The sequence below is a fragment of the Burkholderia catarinensis genome, from assembly GCF_001883705.2.
In the GTDB taxonomy this organism is placed as follows: Bacteria; Pseudomonadota; Gammaproteobacteria; order Burkholderiales; family Burkholderiaceae; genus Burkholderia; species Burkholderia catarinensis.
The window spans coordinates 38,664-61,717 of the sequence record NZ_MDEQ02000024.1; the positions used below are offsets into that span (position 1 = coordinate 38,664).

Sequence of the window (23,054 nt, forward strand, 5' to 3'; positions counted from 1 at the left end):
ATGCGATCTCGGCGCGCTGCCGTGGCGCGCGTCAGGGTAAATCCGGGGCGGTTTCGGCCAGCGGCAGGCTGATGCGCACGAGCGTGCCGGCGAGGCGCGGTGCGTGCTGGTAGACGTGATCGTCGAGCGTCAGCGTGCCGCCGTGCTGCGTGACGATCTCGCGCACGATCGAGAGCCCGAGGCCGCTGCCGTCGCCTTCGCGGCCGAGGATCCGGTAGAAGCGCTCGACGACGCGCTCGCGTTCGGCGGCCGGGATGCCGGGGCCCGTATCCTCGACTTCGATATGCACGAATCGCGCCGCGTGCTCGGCGCGCACGCGCACCGTGATACGGCCGCCTTCCGGCGTATAGCGGACCGCGTTGTCGATCAGGTTGCCGAGCATCTCGCGCAGCATCACCGGATTGCCGTCGACGTCGAGCGGCGCGTCGTCCGGCGGGCCTTCGTAGCCGAGATCCATCCGCTTCGCGAGCGCGGCCTGCACCCAGTCGCGCACCGCGCGCCGCGCGAGCACGGCGATCTCGACCGGCTCGAACGTGAGCCCGCTTGCGCGGTTCTCGGCGCGCGCGAGCGCAAGCAATTGCGTGACGAGCCGCGCGGCCTGCTCGGAACCCGTCGCGATCTGCTCGAGCGAGCGCTGCACGTCGGGCGGGACAGGGTGGCGCAGCGCGAACTCGGCCTGCGTGCGCAGGCCCGCGAGCGGCGTCTTCATCTGGTGCGCGGCGTCGGCGATGAAGCGCTTTTGCAGCGCCATGTTCTGTTCGAGGCGCGCGAGCAGGTCGTTGAACGACGTGACGAGCGGCTCGATCTCGGGCGGCGCGCGCTGTGCCTCGACCGGCGACAGGTCGTCGGGCCGCCGCGCGCGGATGTGCGCCTGCAGCGCGTTGAGCGGCGCAAGCCCGCGCGACAGCCCGAACCAGACGAGCACGATCGCGAGCGGCAGGATCACGAACTGCGGCAGGATCACGCCCTTGATGATGTCGTTCGCGAGCGCGTTGCGCTTGTCCAGCGTCTCGCCGACCTGCACGAGCACGGGCTGCGTGCTACCCGATTGCGGCAGCGCGACCGTCGTGTACGCGACGCGCACGTCGTTGCCGCGCAGCAGGTCGTCGCGAAACACGACGACGCCCGGCGGCGGGCGATCCTCGTCGCGCGGCAGCGGCATGTCGGCTTCGCCCGCGACCAGCTCGCCGCGCGTGCCGAGCACCTGGAAGTAAACGCTGTCGACGTTGTCCGCGCGCAGGAAGTCGCGCGTCTGCTCCGGCAGCGTCAGCTCGGCGACGCCGTTCACCGGATGAATCTGCCGCGCGAGCACGTAGGCGTTGGTCTCGAGCGCGCGGTCGAACGGGCCGTTCGCGATCGTCTTCGCGACGAGATAGGTGACGGCGATGCTCATCGGCCACAGCAGCAGCAGCGGCGCGAGCATCCAGTCGAGGATTTCGCCGAACAGCGAGCGCGGGCGCGGGGCCTCGGGCGCATCGGTTTCGTCGGGCGGAGCGAACGGGTTCTCGTAGCGCGCGTCGCGCGCATCATCGGCGGCCGACGACGGTGCGCCGGTCGGGTGGCGGGAACGGGCCGGCGTGGCCATCGCGGCGACGCCCGGCTTCAGCGCAGCGGCGTGCCGGCCACCGCGGGCTGGGGCGCTGCCGTGTCGGCCGGCGCGGCCGGCGCGACCTTCTCGAGGCAATAGCCGAGGCCGCGCACGGTCGAGATCCGGACGCCGCTCGGTTCGATCTTCTTGCGCAGCCGGTGCACATAGACTTCGATCGCGTTGTTGCTGACTTCCTCGCCCCATTCGCACAGATGGTCGACGAGCTGCTCCTTCGACACCAGCCGGCCGATCCGCTGCAGCAGCACCTCGAGCAGGCCGAGCTCGCGCGCGGAGAGATCGAGCACGAGATCGTTCGCATACGCGATGCGGCCGACCTGGTCGAACGCGAGCGAGCCGTGGCGCACGACGGTCGGGCCGCCGCCCGCGCCGCGCCGGGTCAGCGCGCGCACGCGCGCTTCGAGCTCGTTGAGCGCGAACGGCTTGGCCATGTAGTCGTCGGCGCCGAGGTCGAGCCCCTTCACGCGCTGGTCGACGCTGTCGGCGGCGGTCAGGATCAGCACGGGGAGGGTGGAATTGCGGGCGCGCAGGCGCTTGAGCACGTCGAGCCCGGACATTTTCGGCAGGCCGAGATCGAGGATCAGCAGGTCGAAGGTCTGCATCGACAGCGCCGTGTCGGCCTCGATGCCGTTCTTCACGTGGTCGACCGCATAGCCCGATTGGCGGAGTGACCGGGTGAGGCCGTCCGCGAGTATGCTGTCATCTTCGGCGATGAGAATTCGCATGGTGCGTGACCGGTGGCCGGCAGGGCGCTTGCGCCGGTGCGGCTGTCTCCGAAGTTATTCGTGTACGACGCAGCCTGCATTGCGGGCTTGCATAAAACACTGTTTTTTTATACAGTGTCTGAATTCGTGGGCGGCGCTTGAAAGCGGGCGCGCCTCTAACAGACGCTGCTCATCATAGCAAAGGACGATTCATGGAAGAAAGCAAGAAAGGCTCCGGGATGACCGCCGAGAAGAGCAAGGCGCTGGCCGCCGCGCTTGCCCAGATCGAAAAGCAGTTCGGCAAAGGGTCGATCATGCGCATGGGCGACGGCGAGGCAGCCGACGATATCCAGGTCGTCTCCACGGGCTCGCTGGGTCTCGATATCGCGCTTGGCGTCGGCGGCCTGCCGCGCGGCCGGGTGGTCGAGATCTACGGTCCGGAATCGTCCGGCAAGACCACGCTCACGCTGCAGGTCATCGCCGAACTGCAGAAGATCGGCGGCACGGCCGCGTTCATCGACGCCGAGCACGCGCTCGACGCCCAGTACGCGGCGAAGCTCGGCGTGAACGTGCCCGAGCTGTTGATCTCGCAGCCGGACACCGGCGAGCAGGCGCTCGAAATCACCGACGCGCTGGTGCGCTCGGGCTCGGTCGACATGATCGTCATCGACTCGGTCGCGGCGCTCGTGCCGAAGGCCGAAATCGAAGGCGAGATGGGCGATTCGTTGCCGGGCCTGCAGGCCCGCCTGATGTCGCAGGCGCTGCGCAAGCTGACCGGCACGATCAAGCGCACGAACTGTCTCGTGATCTTCATCAACCAGATCCGGATGAAGATCGGCGTGATGTTCGGCAACCCGGAAACCACCACGGGCGGCAACGCGCTCAAGTTCTATGCGTCGGTGCGTCTCGATATCCGCCGGATCGGCTCGATCAAGAAGAACGACGAGGTGATCGGCAACGAAACCCGCGTGAAGGTCGTCAAGAACAAGGTGTCGCCGCCGTTCCGCGAAGCGATCTTCGACATCCTGTACGGCGAAGGCATTTCGCGTCAGGGCGAGATCATCGATCTCGGCGTGCAGGCGAAGATCGTCGACAAGGCGGGCGCCTGGTACAGCTACAACGGCGAGAAGATCGGCCAGGGCAAGGACAACGCGCGTGAATTCCTGCGCGAGAATCCGGAAATCGCGCGCGAGATCGAAAACCGCATTCGCGAATCGCTCGGCGTCGTCGCGATGCCCGATGGCGCAGGCAACGAAGCCGAGGCAATGGGCGAAGAAGAGTGATGGTCGGGCGCCGAGGTCAGGCTGGCGAGCCGGAGGAGAGCGACGCGCCGGAAACGGCGGGTCGCTCCAGCCGGCGAGCCAGGTCCTCGGGCGCCGACCGGCAGTTCGCAGGCAGCAGCGCTGCGAACCGCACCGCGACGAGGGCATCCGACGATGCCCTCGTTTCGTTTGAGATCGCCGCGCCGGACGATCCGTTCGATGGCGACGAATCGTTCGATGCGCACGACCGCTCCCGCCGTCGTGTTTCCGGTGTCAGCTTCCCGGGCGATCGCGCATCCGATGCGTCGGCGCCGGCCAGGGAAGATGTCTATACGCGCAGCAGCCAGCATCCGCGCCGCACGCGTCGTGCGGCCGGCGCTGCTTCAAGCACTTCTGCAGGCGACGATCCGGGCGCCGGCGTGCGCAAGTCGTCGAGGCCGCCGCGGTCATTGAAGGGCCGCGCGCTCGGCTATCTGTCCAGGCGTGAATACAGCCGCGCGGAGCTCGCGCGCAAGCTCGCGCCCTACGTCGGCGAAGACGAATCCGTCGAACCCGTGCTCGATGCGCTGGAAAAGGAAGGCTGGCTGTCCGACGCGCGCTTTGCCGAGAGCCTCGTGCATCGTCGCGCGCCGCGCGTCGGCGCCGCGCGTATCGTCAGCGAACTGAAGCGTCATGCGGTCGGCGACACGCTCGTCGAGGAAGTGAATGCGCAGTTGCGCGAGACCGAATGGGCGCGTGCGCAGGCTGTCTGGCGCAAGAAATTCGGTGCACTGCCGCAAACGCCGGCCGAGCGCGCGAAGCAGGCGCGCTTTCTCGCCGCGCGCGGCTTCTCGAGCGCGACCATCGTGAAGTTGCTGAAGGTCGGCGACGATTTCCCGATCGACGATTGATCGGGCCGGTCACGCGCGTGGCGCGCGATTTTGCTGCAACGCAACTGCTTCCGGACAGGCGGGAATACCCGCCGTCGCGTCAGACTGTCGCAAATACCCAATATGCTAAAATCCGTGGGTTTTCCTCTTCGGCCTCAACCTCCAGCATGCCGCTATCCGAGCCCGTGCCCCGTCAGTTGCGACATCGACGCGCAATCCGAGCGGAAGCTTACGAGCGCGGCGACGGCTTGTGGGACATCGAAGCCTGCCTGACCGACCACAAGCCGCGCGATGTCGCGCTTGCGTCGGGCATCCGGCCCCAAGGCCTGCCGATCCACGAACTCTGGCTGCGCGTGACTATCGATCGTGAACTCAATGTCGTCGACGCCGAAGCGTCGTCGGAATGGGTGCCCTATCCCGGTCAGTGTCAATCCGCCCCTCCCGCCTATCGAGCCCTCATAGGGCTCAATCTTTTCCGCCACTTCCGCCGCGATGCGAACCGACTGCTGTCCGGTGTCGCAGGCTGCTCCCATCTCACCGAACTGTGCGCCGTGCTGCCGACTGCAGCAATCCAGGCGTTCGCCGGTGACGTATGGAACGTGCGCGAAGAGGGCGGTGAAGGGCCGGATCATGACGGCGTGCACGCCGAACCGCCGTTCCAGCTCGGCCGCTGCCGCGCGCTGCGGTTCGACGGCGAGGTCGTGCGGCAGTACTACCCGCGCTGGTATGGCGCGAGCCGGCCGGACGTGCCCGGTGAAGGCAACACGAAGGAATGAACGGAAATCATTCGAAGAAGCGTCTTAAGCGACTTTTCATCCAACTCTCAGACTGAAGGGAATCACGCATGAAGATTCACGAGTACCAGGGTAAGGAAATCCTGCGGAAATTCGGCGTCGCGGTACCGCGCGGCAAGCCGGCGTTCTCGGTTGACGAGGCCGTCAAGGTGGCGGAAGAGCTCGGCGGCCCGGTGTGGGTCGTGAAGGCTCAGATTCATGCAGGCGGCCGTGGTAAGGGCGGCGGCGTGAAGGTGGCGAAGTCGATCGAGCAGGTTCGCGAATACGCGAACCAGATCCTCGGCATGCAGCTCGTCACGCACCAGACCGGTCCGGAAGGCCAGAAGGTCAACCGTCTGATGGTCGAAGAAGGCGCCGACATCAAGCAGGAACTGTATGTCAGCCTCGTCGTTGATCGCGTGACGCAAAAGATCGTTCTGATGGGTTCGAGCGAAGGCGGCATGGACATCGAAGAAGTTGCCGAAAAGCACCCGGAACTGATCCACAAGGTCATCGTCGAGCCGTCGACCGGCCTGCTCGACGCCCAGGCGGACGACCTCGCCGCGAAGATCGGCGTGCCGGCTGCTTCGATTCCGCAAGCGCGCGCCATCCTGCAAGGCCTGTACAAGGCATTCTGGGAAACCGACGCGTCGCTGGCTGAAATCAACCCGCTGAACGTCTCCGGCGACGGCAAGGTCATCGCACTCGACGCGAAGTTCAACTTCGACTCGAACGCGCTGTTCCGCCACCCGGAAATCGTCGCGTACCGCGATCTGGACGAAGAAGATCCGGCTGAAATCGAAGCGTCGAAGTTCGACCTCGCGTACATCTCGCTCGACGGCAACATCGGCTGCCTCGTGAACGGCGCAGGCCTCGCGATGGCGACGATGGACACCATCAAGCTGTTCGGCGGCGAACCGGCGAACTTCCTGGACGTCGGCGGTGGCGCGACGACCGAGAAGGTCACGGAAGCGTTCAAGCTGATGCTGAAGAACCCGGATCTGAAGGCGATCCTCGTGAACATCTTCGGCGGCATCATGCGCTGCGACGTGATCGCGGAAGGCGTGATCGCCGGTTCGAAGGCCGTGAACCTGAAGGTGCCGCTCGTCGTGCGCATGAAGGGCACGAACGAGGACCTCGGCAAGAAGATGCTGGCCGACTCGGGTCTGCCGATCATCTCGGCGGACAGCATGGAAGAAGCCGCGCAGAAGGTCGTCACGGCTGCCGAAGGCAAGTAAAGAAGCGCCCCCAGACCTGGCGCTATGCGCCAGGCCCCCGGGGAGGTCAAGAAAACTTGGGGCGGCCCGGCGTTTTCTTGGCGCGCTCAATGAACACGCATGGCGGCGCGGTTTGCACGCGACGCCAATCGAACAGAGGTCAAAATACATGTCGATTCTGATCAACAAGGACACGAAGGTCATCACGCAGGGCATTACCGGCAAAACCGGTCAGTTCCATACGCGCGCCTGCCGTGAATACGCAAACGGCCGCGAAGCATTCGTCGCGGGCGTGAACCCGAAGAAGGCCGGCGAAGATTTCGAAGGCATTCCGATCTACGCAAGCGTCAAGGAAGCGAAGGAAGAAACCGGCGCGACCGTGTCGGTCATCTACGTTCCGCCGGCAGGCGCAGCTGCTGCGATCTGGGAAGCAGTCGAAGCCGACCTGGATCTTGCGATCTGCATCACGGAAGGCATCCCCGTGCGCGACATGATCGAAGTGAAGGACCGCATGCGTCGCGAAGGCCGCAAGACGCTGCTGCTCGGGCCGAACTGCCCGGGCACGATCACGCCGGACGAACTGAAGATCGGCATCATGCCGGGCCACATCCACCGCAAGGGCCGCATCGGCGTCGTGTCGCGTTCGGGCACGCTGACGTATGAAGCCGTTGCGCAGCTGACGGCACTCGGCCTCGGCCAGTCGTCGGCAGTCGGTATCGGCGGCGACCCGATCAACGGTCTGAAGCACATCGACGTGATGAAGATGTTCAACGACGATCCGGATACGGACGCAGTCGTGATGATCGGCGAAATCGGCGGTCCGGACGAAGCCAATGCGGCTGAGTGGATCAAGGCCAACATGAAGAAGCCGGTCGTCGGCTTCATCGCAGGCGTCACCGCGCCTCCGGGCAAGCGCATGGGCCACGCCGGCGCGCTGATCTCGGGCGGTGCGGATACGGCCGAAGCGAAGCTGGAAATCATGGAAGCGTGCGGCATCACCGTCACGCGCAACCCGTCGGAAATGGGCCGCCTGCTGAAGGCAGCGCTGTAATATTTCCGCTGGGTTCGTCCTGCAGAAAACGCCGGCTTTGCCGGCGTTTTTTGTTATGCTCGCGCAATGAATTCGTAAGCACCGGGCATGCGCCACGCATGTGCCGGCGATGAACCGGGCCGCCCGCCGGGCGGCCGCTGCCCTGCCCGTCACCGCCATGCTCGAATTCCTGACGTCGCTGCACTGGGGCGCCATTGTCCAGATCGTCATCATTGACATCCTGCTCGGCGGCGACAACGCGGTCGTGATCGCGCTCGCGTGCCGCAACCTGCCGGCGAACCAGCGGCTGCGCGGCGTCGTCTGGGGCACCGCGGGTGCGATCCTGCTGCGCGTCGCGCTGATCACGTTCGCGGTCGCGCTGCTCGACGTGCCGTTCCTGAAGTTCGGCGGCGGGCTGCTGCTGCTGTGGATCGGCATCAAGCTGATGGCGCCGGCCGCTGATGCGCACGACGACGTGAAACCGGCCGACCGGCTGTGGGATGCCGTGAAGACGATCGTGATCGCCGATGCGGTGATGAGCCTCGACAACGTGATCGCGATCGCCGGCGCGGCCGAACAGGCCGACCCGTCGCACCGGATCGCGCTCGTGATCTTCGGGCTCGTCGTCAGCGTGCCGATCATCGTGTGGGGCAGCACGCTGGTGCTGAAACTGCTCGACCGTTTCCCGATCGTCGTGGCGCTCGGCGCCGCGCTGCTCGGCTGGATAGCGGGCGGGCTGATCGTGAACGACCCGGTCGGCGACCGCTGGCCGGTGCTCGATACGCCGCCGGTGATCTACGGCGCGAGCCTCGCGGGCGCGCTGTTCGTCGTGGCGATCGGTTACGCGCTCAGGAAACGCCGCGACGCGCCGCACGCGCACTGACGCTGGCCGTCCGGCCGACTGCCGGCTTCGCGGCCCGCTGGCTACGATCGAGACGCCTGCCTTTATCGGCAGGCGTTTTTCGTTTCCGGAGCCTGCCATGTTCGAAGCCTTTTCCGTATCCCTGTTCCGTCGCGTTGCCGCCGATCTGCGGCGCGCGAACCGGCCTTCGCCGCGCTGGCGGCCGGCCGGCTTCACGTTGATCGAGTTGATGATCGTGCTGGCGATCGTCGGCGTGATCGCGGCCTATGCGATTCCCGCGTACCAGGATTACCTTGCGCGCTCGCGCGTCGGCGAGGGGCTCGCGCTCGCGTCGTCCGCGCGGCTCGCGGTTGCCGACAACGCGGCGAGCGGCGCAAGCCTCGACGGCGGCTACAGCCCGCCGGCCGCGACCCGCAACGTCGAATCGGTTGCGATCGACGGCCAGACCGGCCAGATTACGGTCGCGTTTACCACCCGCGTCGCCGCGGCCGGCACGAATACGCTGGTGCTCGTGCCGTCGGCGCCCGACAAGGCCGACACGCCTACCGCGCGCGTGCCGCTCAAAAAGGGCGCGATGCAGGCCGGCGCGATCGCGTGGGAGTGCTTCGCCGCGGGCAAGGATGCGTCGTCGCTGCCGGCGCCGGGGGCCGGGCCGTTGCCGGGCGACGCCGCGACGCTGCCTGCGAAATATGCGCCGGCCGAGTGCCGCGCGTAGCGGCGGCGGCAGAGCAGGGCGGCGGCGCGTGCGGCATGCCGGCCGCCGCTTCGGCGGCCGGGGCGGTCGCTCCGCGTCGGGTCGTGGCGCGAAGGCCCCGCACAGAGGAGGGAAAGTTTTGTATAGTGCGCCGGTTGCTGACATCCGGTTCGCTCATGCCTTCTACTTTTTCCCGTTCGTTGCCGCTCGTTGCGCTGGCTGTCGCCCTGATCGTGCCGTACGCGATCACGAATCACACGTATCCGATCCCGACCTTCTATTCCGAGTTTTCCGCGCTGGTGTTGTATCTGCTGGTGGGGGTGTCCGTCGTGCTGCTCGCGCGCACCGGCCGCCCGGCCGCGCCGTTCGCCGCGCCGGCCGCGTTCGTCGTGCCGCTCGGTTTCGCCGTGGTGCTGATCGCGCAGGTCGCGCTGATTCCGCTCAAGGTGCCGTCGATGAACTGGCTGGCGCTCGGCTATCTCGCCGTCGCGCTGGTCGCGATGCAGGCCGGCTACACGCTCGCGCGCGACGGGTTGGCCGAAGCCGTGTCGCGGATGATGGCCGGTGCGCTGCTCGTCGGCGGCGTGTTCGCGGTCGGAACCCAGATCGTGCAGTTGTTCCACCTCGAGTCGGCCGTGTCGCCGTTCGTCGTGATGTACAACGTCGCGGTCGATCGCCGGCCGTACGGCAACATGGCGCAAGCGAACCATCTGGCCACCTACATCGCGTTCGCGCTGGCGGGCGCGCTGTATCTCGTGCAGACGCGCCGGCTCGCGGTATGGGCGTGGTTCGCGCTGTCGATCGTGCTGTCGGTCGGTCTCGCGCTGACGGTGTCGCGCGGGCCGTGGCTGCAGGTCGCGGTGATGGTCGTCGCGGGTTTCTGGATGGCATGGCTCGAATCGCGCCGCGCGCAGGGCAATGCGCGCGCGTGGCTGATACCGGTCGTGCTCGCGGTCGCGTTCATCGCGGTGAACGTCGCGGTGCGCTGGGCCAACGTCCACTACCACCTGAATCTCGCGGAATCGGCGGCCGACCGGATGCGCGACGCGGGGCAGATCGCGCCGCGCCTCGCGTTGTGGAAGTACGGGCTCGCGATGTTCCGCGAGCATCCGCTGCTCGGCGTCGGCTGGGGCGAGTTCCCGTCGCACCAGTTTGCGCTCGTGCGCACGCTCGGCGGCGTCGAGATCGCGAACAACTCGCACGACATCTTCATCGACCTGCTCGCGAAGTCCGGTCTCGTCGGCCTCGGCGTGCTCGCCGTCACGCTCGTGATGTGGTTCGTGCGTGCGCTGCGCGCGCCGCAGTCGAGCATGCGCGTGTTCGGCTTCGCACTGATCGGCATCCTGCTGATGCATGCGCTGGTCGAGTATCCGCAGCAGTACATGTTTTTCCTGCTGCCGGCGATGTTCGTGATCGGGCTGCTCGACGTGAAGCCGCTGCGCATCCTGCCGGGACGCGCGGCATTCGGGCTGTTCGCGGTGCTGTCGTTCGGCGGCGTGCTGGCGGCGGTGCCCGTGCTGCGCGACTACCAGCACGCGGAAGTGCTGTATTACGGCAACGATCCGGCCGCACAGTACCGCGATGCACCGTCGCTGCTGTTCGGCGCGTGGGGCGATTACGGTGCGGCCACGCTGCTCGCGATTTCGCCGGACGACTTGCCGGCCAAGCTCGCCGCGCACGAACGCGCGATCGCGCTGCTGCCCGGCGAGACGGTGCTGCGCCGCTATGCGGCGCTGCAGGCGCTGGCGGGCCGCGAAGCCGACGCGCTCGATACCGTTGCGCGCCTGCATGTGTTTGCGAAGGAGTTGAAGGACTGGCCGCAACAACTGGCCTTGCTGTACAAGCTGTGCGACCAGCAGCCTGCGCTGAAGACGTTCAAGGCGGCCGTCGTCGCGAAGTACGGGGAAGTTCCGGCCGATGCGGCCGACGACTCGGACGACGACGATTCGGACTGACGTGCGCAGCGCCCGCCGGGGCGGGGAATCCCGGCGTTTGCCGCGCCGCGATGAAGCGGGGGCCGGCGTCGGGCAGGTCGGCCTGGCGTGAACCCGGCGAATCCGGCCAGGTATCGATTACCTCGTGGATTGCGTGGATTCCGGCCGCATGCGCGGCGATTCGCGTCAACCATTGTCAAATCGCCGCCGCTGGCCGGATGGCGCGTGCACAATGCGCGAAAGCGCTCGTGTGCCGCGCTCGCGTGGGCCGGGGCCGGCGTGAACACAGGCAACGCCCCGGCTATCCGGGAAGTCCGCCAGGCAGGATCGCGGCCGAGCATCGATCGGCCGTGCGGCCGTAACGGGGCGCCGGTCCGATGGCCGCGGCGCAGTGTGACGCATGTGATGCGGCCGGGCGGTGTGTTCCGGTGCGCGGCGCGTTCGTCCGGAACAGTGCTGAAGAACGATATTCGACCATGGCTATTCGCCCGACCTACCTGATCCTGCCCGCCGTCGCGATGCTGTTTTCCGGCTGCGCGATGCTGTCGTCGTCGCAGGAAAGCAAGCTGACCTGCCACATTCCGCGCGCCGTCTATCCGGATACCGCGAAGCCGCTCACGCGCCCGGCGACAGTACTGGTGCGCGCGCTGATGACGACGTCGGGCGAAGCGCAGAACGTCACCGTGACGACGAGCAGCCGCAATGCGGCGGCCGATCGCGCGGCCGTCGACGCGATGACGCACGCGACCTGCGTGCAGACGGGCGCAACCGCGAACCCGTTCCTGCTGACCCAGCCGTTCGTGTTCGGGCCGCAACGCGGCCAGTGATGCGCGTGCGGCTTGCCGTCCGGTTTCGCCTCCGGCCTGCCGCACCGTTGCATGGCCGGCCAAAGTCGAGACGCGCGGCCGTTGCGGCGCACGCGTTCCATGTTCAGTGCCGCGGCATCAGGTTCGCGCCGCGGCAGGCCGGTTCGGCCGCATTGCGCAGCCCGAGCATCGTGAATCCGTTGCGCTCCTGGCGAATCAGCGCATAGCGCCGTGCGACGGTTTCCCCGCTCTTGCCGGTCAGATCCAGTTCGACCTGAAAGCGATCCTTGCTGTCCGCGCAGCCGCGCACCGGGCCGTACGCGAACCCGATATCGGGCGCCTTGCTTTCCGCGTTGAACGCCTGCCGGGCCTTCAGCGCGGCGGCCGCGGCGGCGGGCTCGCTCCATTCGCGCGCAAGCGCATCGTCCACCTTCAGCCACTCGTCGACGAAATCGCGGCCATTGACCGCCACGGGCTGCACGCGCTGCACGGTGTCGCCGTCGACGCGGTAGCGGAAGATGCCCGGCCGCGTCATCACTTCGCTATCGATCGAGCCGACCGTCGTGCGCAGCTCGAAGCCGTCGGGGCGCGCCTTGAACCGGATTGCGTCGTCGTCGATCACGTAGCCGTGCTCCGTATGGAACAGCGTGCGTTGCGCGGCCGGGCCGTTTGCCGGTGCGACCACGTCTGCCGCGAACCGGCTCCAGCGCGACGAGCACCACGGCGTGCCGTGGACGACCGCGACTTGCCCGCCGGGCAGCGCCGAGAACCAGAAGCCGCCGCCGTAGGCGCCGCCGATGTCCTTGTAGTCGTCGGCCTGCCAGCGCAGCACGCGCCGCCAGTTGCCGTTTTCCCATGCGTACGCGGTGAGCAGGTTGTCGTCGCCGCACGCGATGTCGAAGCCGGCGCGCACGAAGAGGCGCGGGCGGGACGTGTCGCTGCGTTCGACGTCGACGTCCGGATTGCGGCCGAATGCCGATTCGCCGCTTTTCGGCGCGGCCGAGCGGATTGATGGAGCCGGCACGCCGAGCGCGGCCGCAAGCGTGCGCTTCAGCGCAGCCGGGTCGACGTGTTCGTCGCTGCATGCGAGCCGCGCGTCGATCGCGCTGACGAGCGCCTGCTTGTACGCACGAAGCGCGTCGCGCAGCGGCGGCGAGATATCGACGTTGCCACCACCGTCGCCTTGCGGATTGCGGACCTGCTGCACGCGCTGCTGCGCGTCGATGGCTGCGCGCGCGGCGATGTCGGCGGCGGGGCAGGGGCCGGCGGCGAGAGCGGCGGCGGGTGCGGCGCAGGCGACGGAGAGCGCGAGTGTCGCGCGTTTCAGCATGTTCTTCATCGAATCTTGTCTTCGTTCTTTTCTTCGTTCATGACGGAAAGCGGTTGGCCGGACACCGAACCGGATGCGATGGACGAATCATTCGACCCATGGCGCCTGTTCAGCAGGGGCACGCATTGCCATCGTGCGGCACGATACCTCGCTGCGGCCCGGGATTGTCACGATCGTGCTACCGCAGCGAGGGCCGGCCGCCGAGGCGTCCGGCACGTGGTCAGAAGGTCCGCTTCTTTAGCGTGAATGCGTGCAGCCAGTACAGCGTGTTGGTCTGCGCGTCGAAGTAGCCGCCTTGTGCGGTTTTGTCGGTCGTTTTATTCCACGACTTGCCGGCGTCGGTGCTGCTGAACGTCAGGTCGATCGGTGCGCCGCCGCCGGTGCCGCCGCTTCCGGAGTTCGGATCGGTTGCATAGACGAGCAGGAGGCCGTTGCGACCGATGCTCATACTGTCGAGTGTGAGCTTCTCGTCGAACGTGCGCAGTTGCTGCACGGCCTCGGGATGGTCGTTCGTCCACGTGAAAATGGCGCCCGTCCGGCGGCCGTTGTCGTGACCCTCGCCGTTTTGCGGCTTGTCGAGATGCGACAGCGTGTACAGCGAATAACGTGATCCCGATTCCGGCGTGGTGTCGAGCGCAGTGACGACCTGGCCTGGCAGCACCGTATCTGTCACGAATGCGTGCTGCCCCCAGTCGAGCCGGTCGACCACGCTGTGAGCGGGTGCTTCGGCAGTCTGTGCGACATGGTAGGCGATCCGCAGAACACCGTCCGGGCCGAGGCTGATTGCATTGAAATCCTGGCGCGTCTCGCTGCCGACGTGTGCATCGGCCGGCACGTCGATCGCTTGCCACGTGTTTCCGCCGTCGGAAGTTCGCCATACGCGGGGCCCCCAGCCGGCCGCGTAGCCACGCTGCGGATCGAGAAAGAGCAGGCGGCCGATGTTCTGGCTTTCGGGCCATTGAAGTTGCGACCATGTTTGGCCGCCATCACTCGATTTCCACAGCTTGGTGGTTTGCGGCGCGTCGCCACCTTGCGCCTCGGGAGCCTTGTAGTTCATCCACGACGTGCTGATGAACTGGGCGGACCAGTCCGGCGAATACCACCAGGCGGCATTCTGGCCGACCTGCTGGAAATGGCGCTTCATCCCGCCGTCGATGGTGCCGCGGAAGAAGCTGATCGTCATGCGGTTCAGCGACTCGCCGGTGTCGTTCATCCATGCTTCGGTCGGCTCGGCCCGCTGCGGCTCGTTCGATTCGGCATGGGGCTTGAACGTCACCTCGGGATTGGCGAGCTTGACGCTCATCACGTCATTGCCCTTGATGCGGAAGTTGCCGCCGCCATAGGGCGTGTCGTTTCGCATGAAGCTTGTCGTAAGCGTTTCCCAATCCGTCGTCGTGCGAACATAACTGTATGTCGCAACGACCAGGGCGGCGAGGCTCCCGACGACCGCTATCCGGCGCGTGTGTTTTTGCATGTCGTTGGGCAGGCGGTCACCCCGATATATGACCGACCCGGGAGGGCCGATACGGCATTGAAGGAAAGGCTTGTAAATCAAGCCCTTAATCTTCCGCCTTCCAGTCCCCCGACTTCCCGCCGCGCTTCTCGCGCACGCTCACCTCGGTGATCACCATCCCGCGATCGACGGCCTTGCACATGTCGTAGACGGTCAGCAGCCCGACCTGCACGGCGGTCAGGGCTTCCATCTCGACACCGGTCCGGCCGAACGTTTCGACCTGCACGGCGCAGTGGACGCCGGGCAGCGCGTCGTCGAGTTCGAAGTCGACGGCCACGCGCGTCAGCGCGAGCGGGTGGCACAACGGGATGAGGTCGGCCGTGCGCTTGGCGCCCTGGATGGCCGCGATGCGCGCGACGCCGAGCACGTCGCCTTTCTTGGCACGGCCGTCGCGGATCAGCGCGAACGTGGCCGGCAGCATCCGGATCGTGCCGCGCGCGATCGCGATGCGTCGGGTTTCCTGCTTGTCGCCGACGTCGACCATGTGCGCATGGCCGGCGGCATCGAAATGGGTGAGTCCTGACATGTCATGCTCCGTCTCAACGGGCGCTTATCATAGCAGCGGCGTTCGCGTCGCCGGGGGCGCAGATGGCGCATGCGCGGCACGAGACAGTCGCGCACGCGCCGGTACAATGACCCGAATATTCAGACCAAACGCCGCGATGCGCGCCCGGCGCGCGGACGGTGTCGCCTTCATCCTGCCATGCGTGTCAAACAGTTGCTTGCCATGTTGCTGTCGACGGCGCTCGCGTTGCCGCCGAACGGCCATGCGCAGAGCGCGTCCGCGCCGCCGCTCGAGCCGGCGACCGGCGACTCCCCGGCGATTTCCACCGTGCCGTCCGGCATCGCGACCGGCGTGTTCGGCACGTACGGCGGCGCGGAGAGCCGCTTTTCGGGCGCCGGCGGCGCGTCGGCGCCGGCCGCGAGCCTGCGTGCGCCGCTTCGTGCGCTCGAGCTGCCCGATCTCGGCGACGGCTCCGGCGGCTCGCTGACGCCGCGGGCCGAGCGCCGGCTCGGCGAGCGCGTGATGCGCGAGGTGCGGCGCGACCCCGACTATCTCGACGACTGGCTCGTGCGCGACTACCTGAACGCGATGGCGGCGCGGCTCGCGGCCGCGGCCGCCGCGCGTTTCATCGGCGGCTACACGCCGGACTTCGACCTGTTCCCGGTGCGCGATCCGCAGATCAACGCGTTCTCGATGCCGGGCGGCTTCATCGGGATCAACAGCGGGCTCGTCGTCACGACGCAGACGGAGTCGGAGCTTGCATCGGTGGTCGGCCACGAGATGGGCCACGTGCTGCAGCGGCACATCGCGCGGATGATCGGCGCGAGCGAGAAGAGCGGTTACACGGCGCTCGCGACGATGCTGCTCGGCGTGCTGGCCGGCGTGCTCGCGAGAAGCGGCGATCTCGGCAGCGCGATCGCGGTGGGCGGGCAGGCGTACGCGGTCGACAACCAACTGCGCTTCTCGCGTTCGGCCGAGCGCGAGGCCGATCGGGTCGGCTTCCAGCTGCTCGCGGGCGCGGGCTACGACCCGTACGGGATGCCGGGCTTCTTCGAGCGGCTCGACCGCGCGTCGATGGGCGATGCGGGCGTGCCGGCCTATGCGCGCACGCACCCGCTGACCGGCGAGCGGATCGCCGACATGGAGGATCGCGCGCGCCGCGCGCCGTACCGGCAGCCGCGCCAGTCGGCCGAGTACGGGTTCGTGCGCGCGCGGCTGCGCATCCTGCAGAACCGCGCGCCGACCGATATCGCGGCCGAAGCGCGCCGGATGCAGCTCGAGATCGACGATCACACGGCGCCGAACGTCGCGGCGAACGAGTACGGCATCGCGCTCGCGAACATGCTGCTGGGCGAATACGACGCGGCCGGCAACGCGCTCGCGTCGGCCCGCACGGCGTTCGACGCGCGCGAGCGGCGCGAGGGCGACCCGGCGACCAGTTCGCCGAGCCTCGACGTGCTGGCCGCCGACATCGCGCGCCGCGCGGGCCGGACCGACGACGCGGTGCGGCTCGCGGTGCTCGCGCAGCGGCGCTGGCCGGCGTCGCACGCGGCGATCGTCGCGCACCTGCAGGCGCTCATCGCCGCGCGCCGCTTCGCCGAAGCGCAGGCGCTCGCCCGCGCGCAGGCGAAGGCCGACCCCGAGCAGCCGGACTGGTGGGACTACCTCGCGAAGGCGAGCGACGGCAAGGGCGACGTGCTCGCGCGGCGCCGCGCGCTCGCGGAGAAGCTCGCGCTCGACGGCGCGTGGCCATCGGCGATTCGCCAGTTGAAGGAAGCGCGCGACATGAAGGAAGTGTCGTTCTACGAGCAGTCGATAATCGGCGCGCGGCTGCTGGAATTCGAGGCACGCTACAAGGAAGAGCGCGAGGACGAGAAGAACGGCCGCGGGTAGCGGCCGGCGAACGGCGAGTGGCGAGTGGCGAACGCGGATGGGGCGGCTGCGGGTCAGTTGCCGCCGTCGGCCGCGTCGCGCGCCTGTCGCGCCGGGCTCGCGATGTAGCCGAACCGCGCGGGCACGTCCTCGCAGACGATGTTGCCGAGCGGCAGCGCGCGGCCGTCGCGCCAGCGCAGCACGGGCGGTGCGGCGTCGAAATCCGCGTGATCGGCGAACAGCCCGAGGTCGTGATCGTGCAGCGCCGCGACGCGCGGCGGCGCGCCGGCAGCGCGAAACAGCACGCCGCCCGCGTCGTCCAGCCACGCTTCATCCGGCTCGAACGGTGCGCCCGTCTGGTCGGTGAACGCGAGGTGCCCGTCGCGCTCGGCGAGCCGGACGACCCACGGCGTATAGGCCAGCTCGACGTACACGCGCTGTGGCCCGTTCTGGAAGAACCACTGGCCCTGCGCGTCGCATTCGTAGTTGCGGCCGATGAACGCGTTCAGCGCCGCATGCCGGACCGGCGAGCCGAGCTCGCCGGCTGCCTGCGCCGCGTCGTCGCGCAGCCGCCATTCGCCGCGCCGGTCGAGCAGCAGCCAGCCGGTGCAGTGCGGCACGTTCGGCCATTTGGCGAGCGCCTGCCTGACGATGTCATCCATGGTCGACGAATTTCGAGCAATAGCCGAACACCCGCGCCGACAGCCAGTCGAGGCGGCCGGGGAACGGCCCGGTCATGAATCCCGCGTGCCCGCCGGCCGCGGGCTGGTCGAGCTCGACGGCCGGCGATACGTCGGCCGGGCCCGGCAGCGCCGATTCGGGCAGGAACGGGTCGTTGCGGGCATTGAGGATCAGCGTCGGCACGTCGATCGCGGGCAGCAGCGGCCGGGTCGTCGCCTTCGTCCAGTAGTCGTCCGCGTCCGCGAAACCGTGCAGCGGCGCGGTCACGATCTCGTCGAAGTCGCGCATCGTCACGGCATGCAGCATGGCGTCGCGGTCGAACAGCCCCGGGTACTGGTCGAGCTTGGCGAGCGCCTTGCACTTGAGCGTTTTCAGGAAGCTGCGCGTATAGACCATCGCGAACCCCTGCGACAGCGCGCGGCCGCCCGCGTGCACGTCGATCGGCGTCGAGATCGCGGCGGCCGCCCGCAGGATCGACGTGTCGCTGCGATGCTCGCCGAGCCAGCGCAGCAGCACGTTGCCGCCGAGCGACACGCCGGCCGCGACCAGCGGCCCGCGATGCTGCGCGGCGAGCCGGCGCAGGATCCAGTCGACCTCGGGGCTGTCGGCGAGATGGTAGAAGCGCGGCTGGCGGTTGATCTCGCCGCTGCAACTGCGAAAGTGCGGGACGACGGCGTGCCAGCCCTTCGCGCGCGCGGCGGCCATCATCGCGAGCGCGTAGTGCGAGCCGGAGCTGCCTTCGAGGCCGTGGAACAGCACGAACAGCGGTGCATCGGGCGGCGGCGCCGCGCTGTCGAGATGGGCGACCCAGTCGAGATCGATGAAGTCGTGGTCGGGTGTTTCCCATCGCTCGCGTCGGTACGCGACGGCCGGGCGCCGCGCGAACAGCGCGGGCACGATGGTTTGCGCATGGCTGTTGGGCAGCCAGCGCGGTGCGCGATAGCGCAGTGTGTCGTCGTCTGGGGCCGAGGCCCCGGTCAGCGGCGAGGTGGGCGGAGAAGCCGTACTCATGATCGCCCCGCGTATGCGTTGCTTCGTCTTTTCGTCAGTGCAGCGGGCCCTGACCGTGACGGATCTTGGCGGCGAATTGCCCGGCCGCCAGTTCGGGAATCGGGCTCGCGTGGATGTGCGCGATGCGCCACTCGCCGCGTTCGTGGATCATCACGTACGTGGCGAAAACCATGTCGGGTTCGGCCGTCAGGTCGGCCTGCTGATGCGCTTCGGCGATCGTATAGACGACCGTGCCGAGGCTGTCATACACGCGGATGTCGAGCGGTTCGATCGTCACCGGGCGCGTCGCGAGCCGGTTGGCGAGCCCGCTGCGAATCTGGTCGAGGCCGTGCATATGCTCGCCGTCCGCCCACACGCAGCTGGCGAAATCCTCGTCGATCCACAACGCCAGCAACGCGTCGAGATTGGCATCGGCGACGGCCTGGTAGTAGGCGTTCAGCGTATCGGCAGCGGCTTCGAAGAGGCGGGCAAAACGTGGCATCGGGGTTGTCTCTCGCGCGCGTCGCGCGCCGTATTCAGCACGGCGGCCCGGATGGGGCCGCCGCACACCGGTGAATCGGATTGCCCGGCGCGCCGTGCGACGCTGCCGGCCAGGGTCAGCGCTGCCCGACGAGCATGCCGCGCAAATCGCCGAATACCTGCTCGGGACCGAGTTCGCGCAGGCACTTCAGGTGGCCGAGCGGGCACTCGCGTTCGAAGCAGGGACTGCATTCGAGATGCAGCCATTGTACCTTCGCCAGGTCCGACAGCGGAGGGGTGTGGCGCGGATCGGTCGATCCGTACAGCGCGACGAGCGGCCGGCGCAGCGCGGCGGCGACGTGCATCAGCCCCGAATCGTTGGTGACGACCGCGTTCGCGCGCGCGATCAGCGCGCACGCCTCGGACAGCGACGTCTGTCCGCACAGGTTGCGCACGTTCGGCGCGTGGTCGGCGATCGCCTGCGCGGCTGCGGCGTCCTTCTGCGAGCCGAGCGCGACGATCTGCGTATACGGGAACGACTGGTGCACGATGGTCGCGAGCGACGCGAAGTGCTCGGGCGGCCAGCGCTTGGCCGGGCCGTATTCCGCGCCGGGGCAGAACACGACGAGCGGCTTGCGCGTGTCGAGATTGAAGCGCGCGGACACGCGCGCCGTCTCGTTCAGGTCGGCGTCGAGGCGCGGCGCGGGCAGCGTCCTCATCGACTCGGGCAGCTTCGCGCCCGGCGCGTACGCGAGCGCCGCGTAGTGGGTCGTCATCGGCGGCCGCTCGCCCGACTTGTCGGGGTTCGCGTGCCGCACGTTCAGCAGCCCGTAGCGGTGTTCGCCCGTGTAGCCGATCCGCAGCGGGATGTTCGCGAGCCACGGGATCACCGCGGATTTCAGCGAATTCGGCAGCACGTACGCCGCATCGTAGCCGACGTCGCGCAGGTCGCTCGCGAGCTGCCAGCGGCGCAGCAGCTGCAGCTTGCCGTGTGCGAGATCGGTCGCGTGGACATCGTGGATCTCGGGCATCCGCTCGAGCACGGGCGCGACCCACGAGGGCGCGACGGCATCGATCGCGATGCGGGGATGGAGTTTCTTCAGCAGCGCAAAGAGCGGCTGCGCCATCAATGCGTCACCGATCCAGTTCGGTGCGATAACCAGCGCTCGACGCATCAGGTGGACTTCCGATGTCGTAATGAAGCACGGCGCACGGGGGCGCCGCGTTCGGGTTGCCAGAATGGAGAATGGCGGCGCGCCGGGCCTCCGGCTGCGCCGCCTTGCGAGTCGGCGGGCCCGCGCGGGCCCGGCCGCCCGGGCTCAGTGACCCTTGACGACCTCGCCGTCGCGCAGCTTGTAGCGCGTGCCGCAGTACGGGCAGCGCGCCTCGCCGTGCGAGACGTCGATGAAGACGCGCGGGTGCGCGCTCCAGCGCGCCATGGCCGGGTTCGGGCAGTAGGCGGGAAGATCCTTGGCCGTCAGCTCGACCAGCGGCATTTCCTTGATTTCACTCATGAGACTTTCTCTTATCACTTTTTTGTGGGGCGGTCGGTGGCGCGGCGCGCTCAGACCTTCGTCAGCCAGTGCGTGTACTTCGCATTCTTGCCCGACACGATATCGAAAAACGCCGACTGGAGCTTTTCCGTGACGGGGCCGCGCGCGCCGCTGCCGATCGTGCGGTTGTCGAGCTCGCGGATCGGCGTGACTTCAGCGGCCGTGCCGGTGAAGAACGCTTCGTCGGCCGTGTAGACCTCGTCGCGCGTGATGCGCTTCTCGATGACCTCGATGCCGGCGTCCTTCGCGAGCGTGATGATCGTGTCGCGCGTGATGCCGTCGAGGCACGACGACAGGTCGGGCGTGTACAGCTTGCCGTTGTTCACGAGGAAGAAGTTCTCGCCGGAGCCTTCCGACACGTAGCCGTCGACGTCGAGCAGCAGCGCTTCGTCGTAGCCGTCGGCCGTCGCTTCCTGGTTCGCCAGGATCGAGTTCACGTACCAGCCCGACGCCTTCGCGCGCACCATCGACACGTTCACGTGGTGGCGCGTGAACGACGACGTCTTCACGCGGATGCCCTTCGCGAGGCCGTCCTCGCCGAGGTACGCGCCCCACGGCCACGCGGCGATCGCGACGTGGATCGTGTTGCCCTTCGCGGATACACCGAGCTTTTCCGAGCCGACCCAGATGATCGGGCGCAGGTAGCCCGATTCGAGCTTGTTCTCGCGCACGACTTCGAGTTGCGCGGCTTCGAGCGTTTCCCGGTCGAACGGCACGTCCATCTGGAAGATCTTCGCCGAATTCAGCAGACGTTTCGTGTGCTCGCGCAGGCGGAAGATCGCGGTGCTGCCGTCGGCCGCCTTGTACGCGCGCACGCCCTCGAAGACGCCCATGCCGTAGTGCAGCGTATGGGTCAGGACGTGGATCTTGGCGTCGCGCCAGTCGATCAGCTTGCCGTCCATCCAGATCTTGCCGTCGCGGTCGGCCATTGACATAGGATTCTCCTGGGATGCGGTTGTATGCAGCGTTGAGCCGGAAAGACGCTTATTTTAGCGTCATTTGGTGTCGATCCGGTCGGCCGGCCCGGGGCCGGCGCTATAATCATCCGGTACCGATTCCAATAACGATGGGTCGTACCGGCAGGAGGCGCCGGCGTCCCGACGAACCGCCCGCTGCGGCCCGCTTTCCCATGCTCGCTCGATTGTCCGCCACCGACCGCTTCGCGCTGATCCAGGGCGCACGCGACTATTCCCCGACACTGATGGCAATCCTGTCCTGGGGGCTCGTCACCGGCATCGCGATGAGCAAGTCGGTCATGACGCTCGGGCAGGCGAGCGCGATGTCGATCCTCGTCTACGCGGGCTCGTCGCAGCTCGCGGTGCTGCCGCTGCTCGCGGCGAAGCTGCCGATCTGGACCGTGCTGCTCACGGCCGCGATGGTCAACATGCGCTTCGTGATCTTCAGCGCCGGGCTTGCTCCCCATTTTTCCTACCTGCCGCTGTGGCGGCGCCTCGCGATCGGCTATTTCAACGGCGACGTGATCTACCTGCTGTTCCAGAAACAGGGCTTCGCGTACGGCAGCGTGCCGGGCAAGGAAGCGTATTTCTGGGGGATGGCGCTCGCGAGCTGGGCGTCGTGGCAGGTGTCGTCGCTCGCCGGCATCCTGCTCGCGAGCTTCTTTCCCGCGAGCTGGGGGCTGGAGCTGGCCGGCACGCTCGCGCTGATCCCGATCATGGTGTCGGCGGTCGCGAACCGCTCGACGCTCGCGGCCGTCGCGGTCGCGGGCATCGTGTCGCTCGTCGCGTTCGACCTGCCGTACCGGCTCGCGCTGCCGCTCGCGGTGCTCGCCGCGCTCGCGGCCGGCTCCACGGCCGATTTCTTCGTCGAACGGGCCGACTGGCGGCGCATCCGCACCGAAACCGTGCACGAAAAGGAGATCGAATGAGCGCGACGGAGATCTGGATCGTCATCGTCGGGATGACGATCGTCACCGCCGTCACGCGCGCGCTGTTCCTGATCGGCGGCGAGCGCACCGTGCTGCCCGAACGCGCGCAGCGCGCACTGCGCTACGCGCCGGCGGCCGCGCTCGTCGCCGTCGTGCTGCCCGACGTGCTCGAAACGCCGGCCGGGCTGTCGTTCGCGCTGTCCAACCATCCGTTCTACGCGGCACTCGCCGGCCTCGGCTGGTTTTTGTGGCGGCGCAGCATGCTCGGCACGATCGTCGTCGGAATGCTGGTGTTCACCGCGCTGCGCCTGATCTTCTGATGGCCCGCCGTTGCGGCCTGCCGGGCGCCGGGCGCACGCGCGGGTGTATTGCTGCGCTGCGGCAATGCGGCCGTGCCCGCGCGCGATCCCAAATAGGCGGAATTCGCCGCCGTACGGGTCAGTCTGCCGGGTGGATCGGCTAGAATGCCCGTTCGAGATTTTTTACCC

At 67.8% G+C, this 23,054-nt stretch carries 23 protein-coding genes; 12 read left to right on the plus strand and 11 right to left on the minus strand.

The genetic code is table 11. The features are described 5' to 3' along the window. Nucleotides 1-31: 31 nt before the first annotated feature. Nucleotides 32-1,585 (minus strand): sensor histidine kinase, encoded by a 1,554-nt coding sequence (locus BFF94_RS29535; protein ID WP_219140131.1) that lies wholly within the window; start codon nucleotides 1,583-1,585, stop codon nucleotides 32-34. Between the two features lie 17 nt (nucleotides 1,586-1,602). Then, nucleotides 1,603-2,331 (minus strand): response regulator transcription factor, encoded by a 729-nt coding sequence (locus BFF94_RS29540; RefSeq protein WP_219140132.1) that lies wholly within the window; start codon nucleotides 2,329-2,331, stop codon nucleotides 1,603-1,605. A gap of 191 nt (nucleotides 2,332-2,522) precedes the next feature. Between BFF94_RS29540 and recA the strand changes: the two genes are divergently transcribed. The 9 genes from recA to BFF94_RS29585 all read left to right on the plus strand — a co-directional run bounded on the left by recA (nucleotide 2,523) and on the right by BFF94_RS29585 (nucleotide 11,778). Then, nucleotides 2,523-3,593 carry a recombinase RecA gene (recA, locus tag BFF94_RS29545; protein ID WP_128844868.1) on the plus strand — a complete coding sequence of 357 codons (1,071 nt, stop codon included), beginning with the start codon at nucleotides 2,523-2,525 and terminating at the stop codon, nucleotides 3,591-3,593. Then, on the plus strand, nucleotides 3,593-4,462 hold the full coding sequence (recX, locus tag BFF94_RS29550; protein ID WP_128844861.1) for a recombination regulator RecX: 870 nt from the start codon (nucleotides 3,593-3,595) through the stop codon (nucleotides 4,460-4,462). The genes recA and recX overlap by 1 nt, the downstream gene beginning before the upstream one ends. A gap of 146 nt (nucleotides 4,463-4,608) precedes the next feature. Further along, nucleotides 4,609-5,217, plus strand: coding sequence for a DUF2889 domain-containing protein (locus tag BFF94_RS29555; protein ID WP_128844864.1), 609 nt, complete (start codon nucleotides 4,609-4,611; stop codon nucleotides 5,215-5,217). Between the two features lie 68 nt (nucleotides 5,218-5,285). After that, nucleotides 5,286-6,452: an ADP-forming succinate--CoA ligase subunit beta gene (gene sucC, locus BFF94_RS29560; RefSeq protein WP_096471695.1), complete on the plus strand. Its 1,167-nt coding sequence runs from the start codon at nucleotides 5,286-5,288 to the stop codon at nucleotides 6,450-6,452. Between the two features lie 148 nt (nucleotides 6,453-6,600). Continuing rightward, on the plus strand, nucleotides 6,601-7,482 hold the full coding sequence (gene sucD, locus BFF94_RS29565) for a succinate--CoA ligase subunit alpha (protein WP_034178933.1): 882 nt from the start codon (nucleotides 6,601-6,603) through the stop codon (nucleotides 7,480-7,482). A 157-nt stretch (nucleotides 7,483-7,639) separates the two neighbouring features. Continuing rightward, nucleotides 7,640-8,344, plus strand: coding sequence for a TerC family protein (locus BFF94_RS29570; RefSeq protein ID WP_128844866.1), 705 nt, complete (start codon nucleotides 7,640-7,642; stop codon nucleotides 8,342-8,344). A 97-nt stretch (nucleotides 8,345-8,441) separates the two neighbouring features. Beyond that, nucleotides 8,442-9,038, plus strand: coding sequence for a pilin (locus BFF94_RS29575; RefSeq protein WP_219140133.1), 597 nt, complete (start codon nucleotides 8,442-8,444; stop codon nucleotides 9,036-9,038). Nucleotides 9,039-9,193: 155 nt separating this feature from the next. Further along, entirely contained in the window at nucleotides 9,194-10,972 is a 1,779-nt protein-coding gene (locus BFF94_RS29580) for a PglL family O-oligosaccharyltransferase (protein WP_128845492.1), read from the plus strand. Between the two features lie 455 nt (nucleotides 10,973-11,427). After that, entirely contained in the window at nucleotides 11,428-11,778 is a 351-nt protein-coding gene (locus BFF94_RS29585) for a TonB family protein (RefSeq protein ID WP_128845489.1), read from the plus strand. A 103-nt stretch (nucleotides 11,779-11,881) separates the two neighbouring features. Here BFF94_RS29585 and BFF94_RS29590 read toward each other — a convergent pair whose 3' ends face one another. The 3 genes from BFF94_RS29590 to moaC form a co-directional block, all read right to left on the minus strand. Then, nucleotides 11,882-13,096 (minus strand): hypothetical protein, encoded by a 1,215-nt coding sequence (locus BFF94_RS29590; RefSeq protein WP_128845487.1) that lies wholly within the window; start codon nucleotides 13,094-13,096, stop codon nucleotides 11,882-11,884. A 211-nt stretch (nucleotides 13,097-13,307) separates the two neighbouring features. Beyond that, a complete protein-coding gene (locus BFF94_RS29595; protein ID WP_128845484.1) occupies nucleotides 13,308-14,447 on the minus strand; it encodes a WD40/YVTN/BNR-like repeat-containing protein in 1,140 nt (379 codons plus the stop codon). Between the two features lie 199 nt (nucleotides 14,448-14,646). Continuing rightward, entirely contained in the window at nucleotides 14,647-15,126 is a 480-nt protein-coding gene (gene moaC, locus BFF94_RS29600) for a cyclic pyranopterin monophosphate synthase MoaC (protein ID WP_128845482.1), read from the minus strand. A gap of 177 nt (nucleotides 15,127-15,303) precedes the next feature. Here moaC and BFF94_RS29605 point away from each other — a divergent pair, with 177 nt between their 5' ends. Continuing rightward, nucleotides 15,304-16,998 (plus strand): M48 family metalloprotease, encoded by a 1,695-nt coding sequence (locus BFF94_RS29605; protein ID WP_219140134.1) that lies wholly within the window; start codon nucleotides 15,304-15,306, stop codon nucleotides 16,996-16,998. Nucleotides 16,999-17,051: 53 nt separating this feature from the next. Here the strand turns inward: BFF94_RS29605 and BFF94_RS29610 are convergent, their stop codons facing one another. The 6 genes from BFF94_RS29610 to BFF94_RS29635 form a co-directional block, all read right to left on the minus strand. Beyond that, entirely contained in the window at nucleotides 17,052-17,639 is a 588-nt protein-coding gene (locus BFF94_RS29610; RefSeq protein ID WP_128844597.1) for a DUF2946 family protein, read from the minus strand. Beyond that, complete coding sequence (locus BFF94_RS29615) at nucleotides 17,632-18,669, minus strand: hydrolase (RefSeq protein ID WP_219140135.1); 1,038 nt, start codon at nucleotides 18,667-18,669, stop codon at nucleotides 17,632-17,634. Before BFF94_RS29615 ends, BFF94_RS29610 begins: the two co-directional genes overlap by 8 nt. 34 nt (nucleotides 18,670-18,703) lie before the next feature. Next, entirely contained in the window at nucleotides 18,704-19,150 is a 447-nt protein-coding gene (locus tag BFF94_RS29620) for a nuclear transport factor 2 family protein (protein WP_128844595.1), read from the minus strand. A gap of 115 nt (nucleotides 19,151-19,265) precedes the next feature. Continuing rightward, a complete protein-coding gene (waaF, locus tag BFF94_RS29625; protein ID WP_128844593.1) occupies nucleotides 19,266-20,303 on the minus strand; it encodes a lipopolysaccharide heptosyltransferase II in 1,038 nt (345 codons plus the stop codon). Between the two features lie 144 nt (nucleotides 20,304-20,447). Then, nucleotides 20,448-20,642 carry a zinc-finger domain-containing protein gene (locus BFF94_RS29630; RefSeq protein ID WP_006749970.1) on the minus strand — a complete coding sequence of 65 codons (195 nt, stop codon included), beginning with the start codon at nucleotides 20,640-20,642 and terminating at the stop codon, nucleotides 20,448-20,450. A gap of 50 nt (nucleotides 20,643-20,692) precedes the next feature. After that, nucleotides 20,693-21,616, minus strand: a complete 924-nt coding sequence (locus BFF94_RS29635) for a branched-chain amino acid transaminase (protein WP_128844591.1) — start codon at nucleotides 21,614-21,616, stop codon at nucleotides 20,693-20,695. Between the two features lie 194 nt (nucleotides 21,617-21,810). On the opposite strand from BFF94_RS29635, the gene BFF94_RS29640 reads away from it, so the two are divergent. Further along, entirely contained in the window at nucleotides 21,811-22,566 is a 756-nt protein-coding gene (locus BFF94_RS29640) for an AzlC family ABC transporter permease (RefSeq protein WP_128844589.1), read from the plus strand. Continuing rightward, complete coding sequence (locus BFF94_RS29645) at nucleotides 22,563-22,886, plus strand: AzlD domain-containing protein (protein WP_006477942.1); 324 nt, start codon at nucleotides 22,563-22,565, stop codon at nucleotides 22,884-22,886. Before BFF94_RS29640 ends, BFF94_RS29645 begins: the two co-directional genes overlap by 4 nt. Nucleotides 22,887-23,054 lie beyond the last annotated feature (168 nt).

What these genes read in the sequence shown, in the direction of transcription:
- BFF94_RS29585 (WP_128845489.1), top strand. Translation starts at nt 11,428, where the DNA reads ATGGCTATTCGCCCGACCTACCTGATCCTGCCCGCCGTCGCGATGCTG.
- BFF94_RS29570 (WP_128844866.1), top strand. Translation starts at nt 7,640, where the DNA reads ATGCTCGAATTCCTGACGTCGCTGCACTGGGGCGCCATTGTCCAGATC.
- BFF94_RS29590 (WP_128845487.1), bottom strand. Translation starts at nt 13,096, where the DNA reads ATGAAGAACATGCTGAAACGCGCGACACTCGCGCTCTCCGTCGCCTGC.
- BFF94_RS29575 (WP_219140133.1), top strand. Translation starts at nt 8,442, where the DNA reads ATGTTCGAAGCCTTTTCCGTATCCCTGTTCCGTCGCGTTGCCGCCGAT.
- BFF94_RS29615 (WP_219140135.1), bottom strand. Translation starts at nt 18,669, where the DNA reads ATGAGTACGGCTTCTCCGCCCACCTCGCCGCTGACCGGGGCCTCGGCC.
- waaF (WP_128844593.1), bottom strand. Translation starts at nt 20,303, where the DNA reads ATGCGTCGAGCGCTGGTTATCGCACCGAACTGGATCGGTGACGCATTG.
- sucC (WP_096471695.1), top strand. Translation starts at nt 5,286, where the DNA reads ATGAAGATTCACGAGTACCAGGGTAAGGAAATCCTGCGGAAATTCGGC.
- BFF94_RS29640 (WP_128844589.1), top strand. Translation starts at nt 21,811, where the DNA reads ATGCTCGCTCGATTGTCCGCCACCGACCGCTTCGCGCTGATCCAGGGC.
- sucD (WP_034178933.1), top strand. Translation starts at nt 6,601, where the DNA reads ATGTCGATTCTGATCAACAAGGACACGAAGGTCATCACGCAGGGCATT.
- BFF94_RS29595 (WP_128845484.1), bottom strand. Translation starts at nt 14,447, where the DNA reads ATGCGAAACGACACGCCCTATGGCGGCGGCAACTTCCGCATCAAGGGC.
- recA (WP_128844868.1), top strand. Translation starts at nt 2,523, where the DNA reads ATGGAAGAAAGCAAGAAAGGCTCCGGGATGACCGCCGAGAAGAGCAAG.
- BFF94_RS29555 (WP_128844864.1), top strand. Translation starts at nt 4,609, where the DNA reads ATGCCGCTATCCGAGCCCGTGCCCCGTCAGTTGCGACATCGACGCGCA.
- BFF94_RS29620 (WP_128844595.1), bottom strand. Translation starts at nt 19,150, where the DNA reads ATGCCACGTTTTGCCCGCCTCTTCGAAGCCGCTGCCGATACGCTGAAC.
- BFF94_RS29610 (WP_128844597.1), bottom strand. Translation starts at nt 17,639, where the DNA reads ATGGATGACATCGTCAGGCAGGCGCTCGCCAAATGGCCGAACGTGCCG.
- recX (WP_128844861.1), top strand. Translation starts at nt 3,593, where the DNA reads ATGGTCGGGCGCCGAGGTCAGGCTGGCGAGCCGGAGGAGAGCGACGCG.
- BFF94_RS29635 (WP_128844591.1), bottom strand. Translation starts at nt 21,616, where the DNA reads ATGTCAATGGCCGACCGCGACGGCAAGATCTGGATGGACGGCAAGCTG.
- moaC (WP_128845482.1), bottom strand. Translation starts at nt 15,126, where the DNA reads ATGTCAGGACTCACCCATTTCGATGCCGCCGGCCATGCGCACATGGTC.
- BFF94_RS29540 (WP_219140132.1), bottom strand. Translation starts at nt 2,331, where the DNA reads ATGCGAATTCTCATCGCCGAAGATGACAGCATACTCGCGGACGGCCTC.
- BFF94_RS29535 (WP_219140131.1), bottom strand. Translation starts at nt 1,585, where the DNA reads ATGGCCACGCCGGCCCGTTCCCGCCACCCGACCGGCGCACCGTCGTCG.
- BFF94_RS29645 (WP_006477942.1), top strand. Translation starts at nt 22,563, where the DNA reads ATGAGCGCGACGGAGATCTGGATCGTCATCGTCGGGATGACGATCGTC.
- BFF94_RS29605 (WP_219140134.1), top strand. Translation starts at nt 15,304, where the DNA reads ATGCGTGTCAAACAGTTGCTTGCCATGTTGCTGTCGACGGCGCTCGCG.
- BFF94_RS29580 (WP_128845492.1), top strand. Translation starts at nt 9,194, where the DNA reads ATGCCTTCTACTTTTTCCCGTTCGTTGCCGCTCGTTGCGCTGGCTGTC.
- BFF94_RS29630 (WP_006749970.1), bottom strand. Translation starts at nt 20,642, where the DNA reads ATGAGTGAAATCAAGGAAATGCCGCTGGTCGAGCTGACGGCCAAGGAT.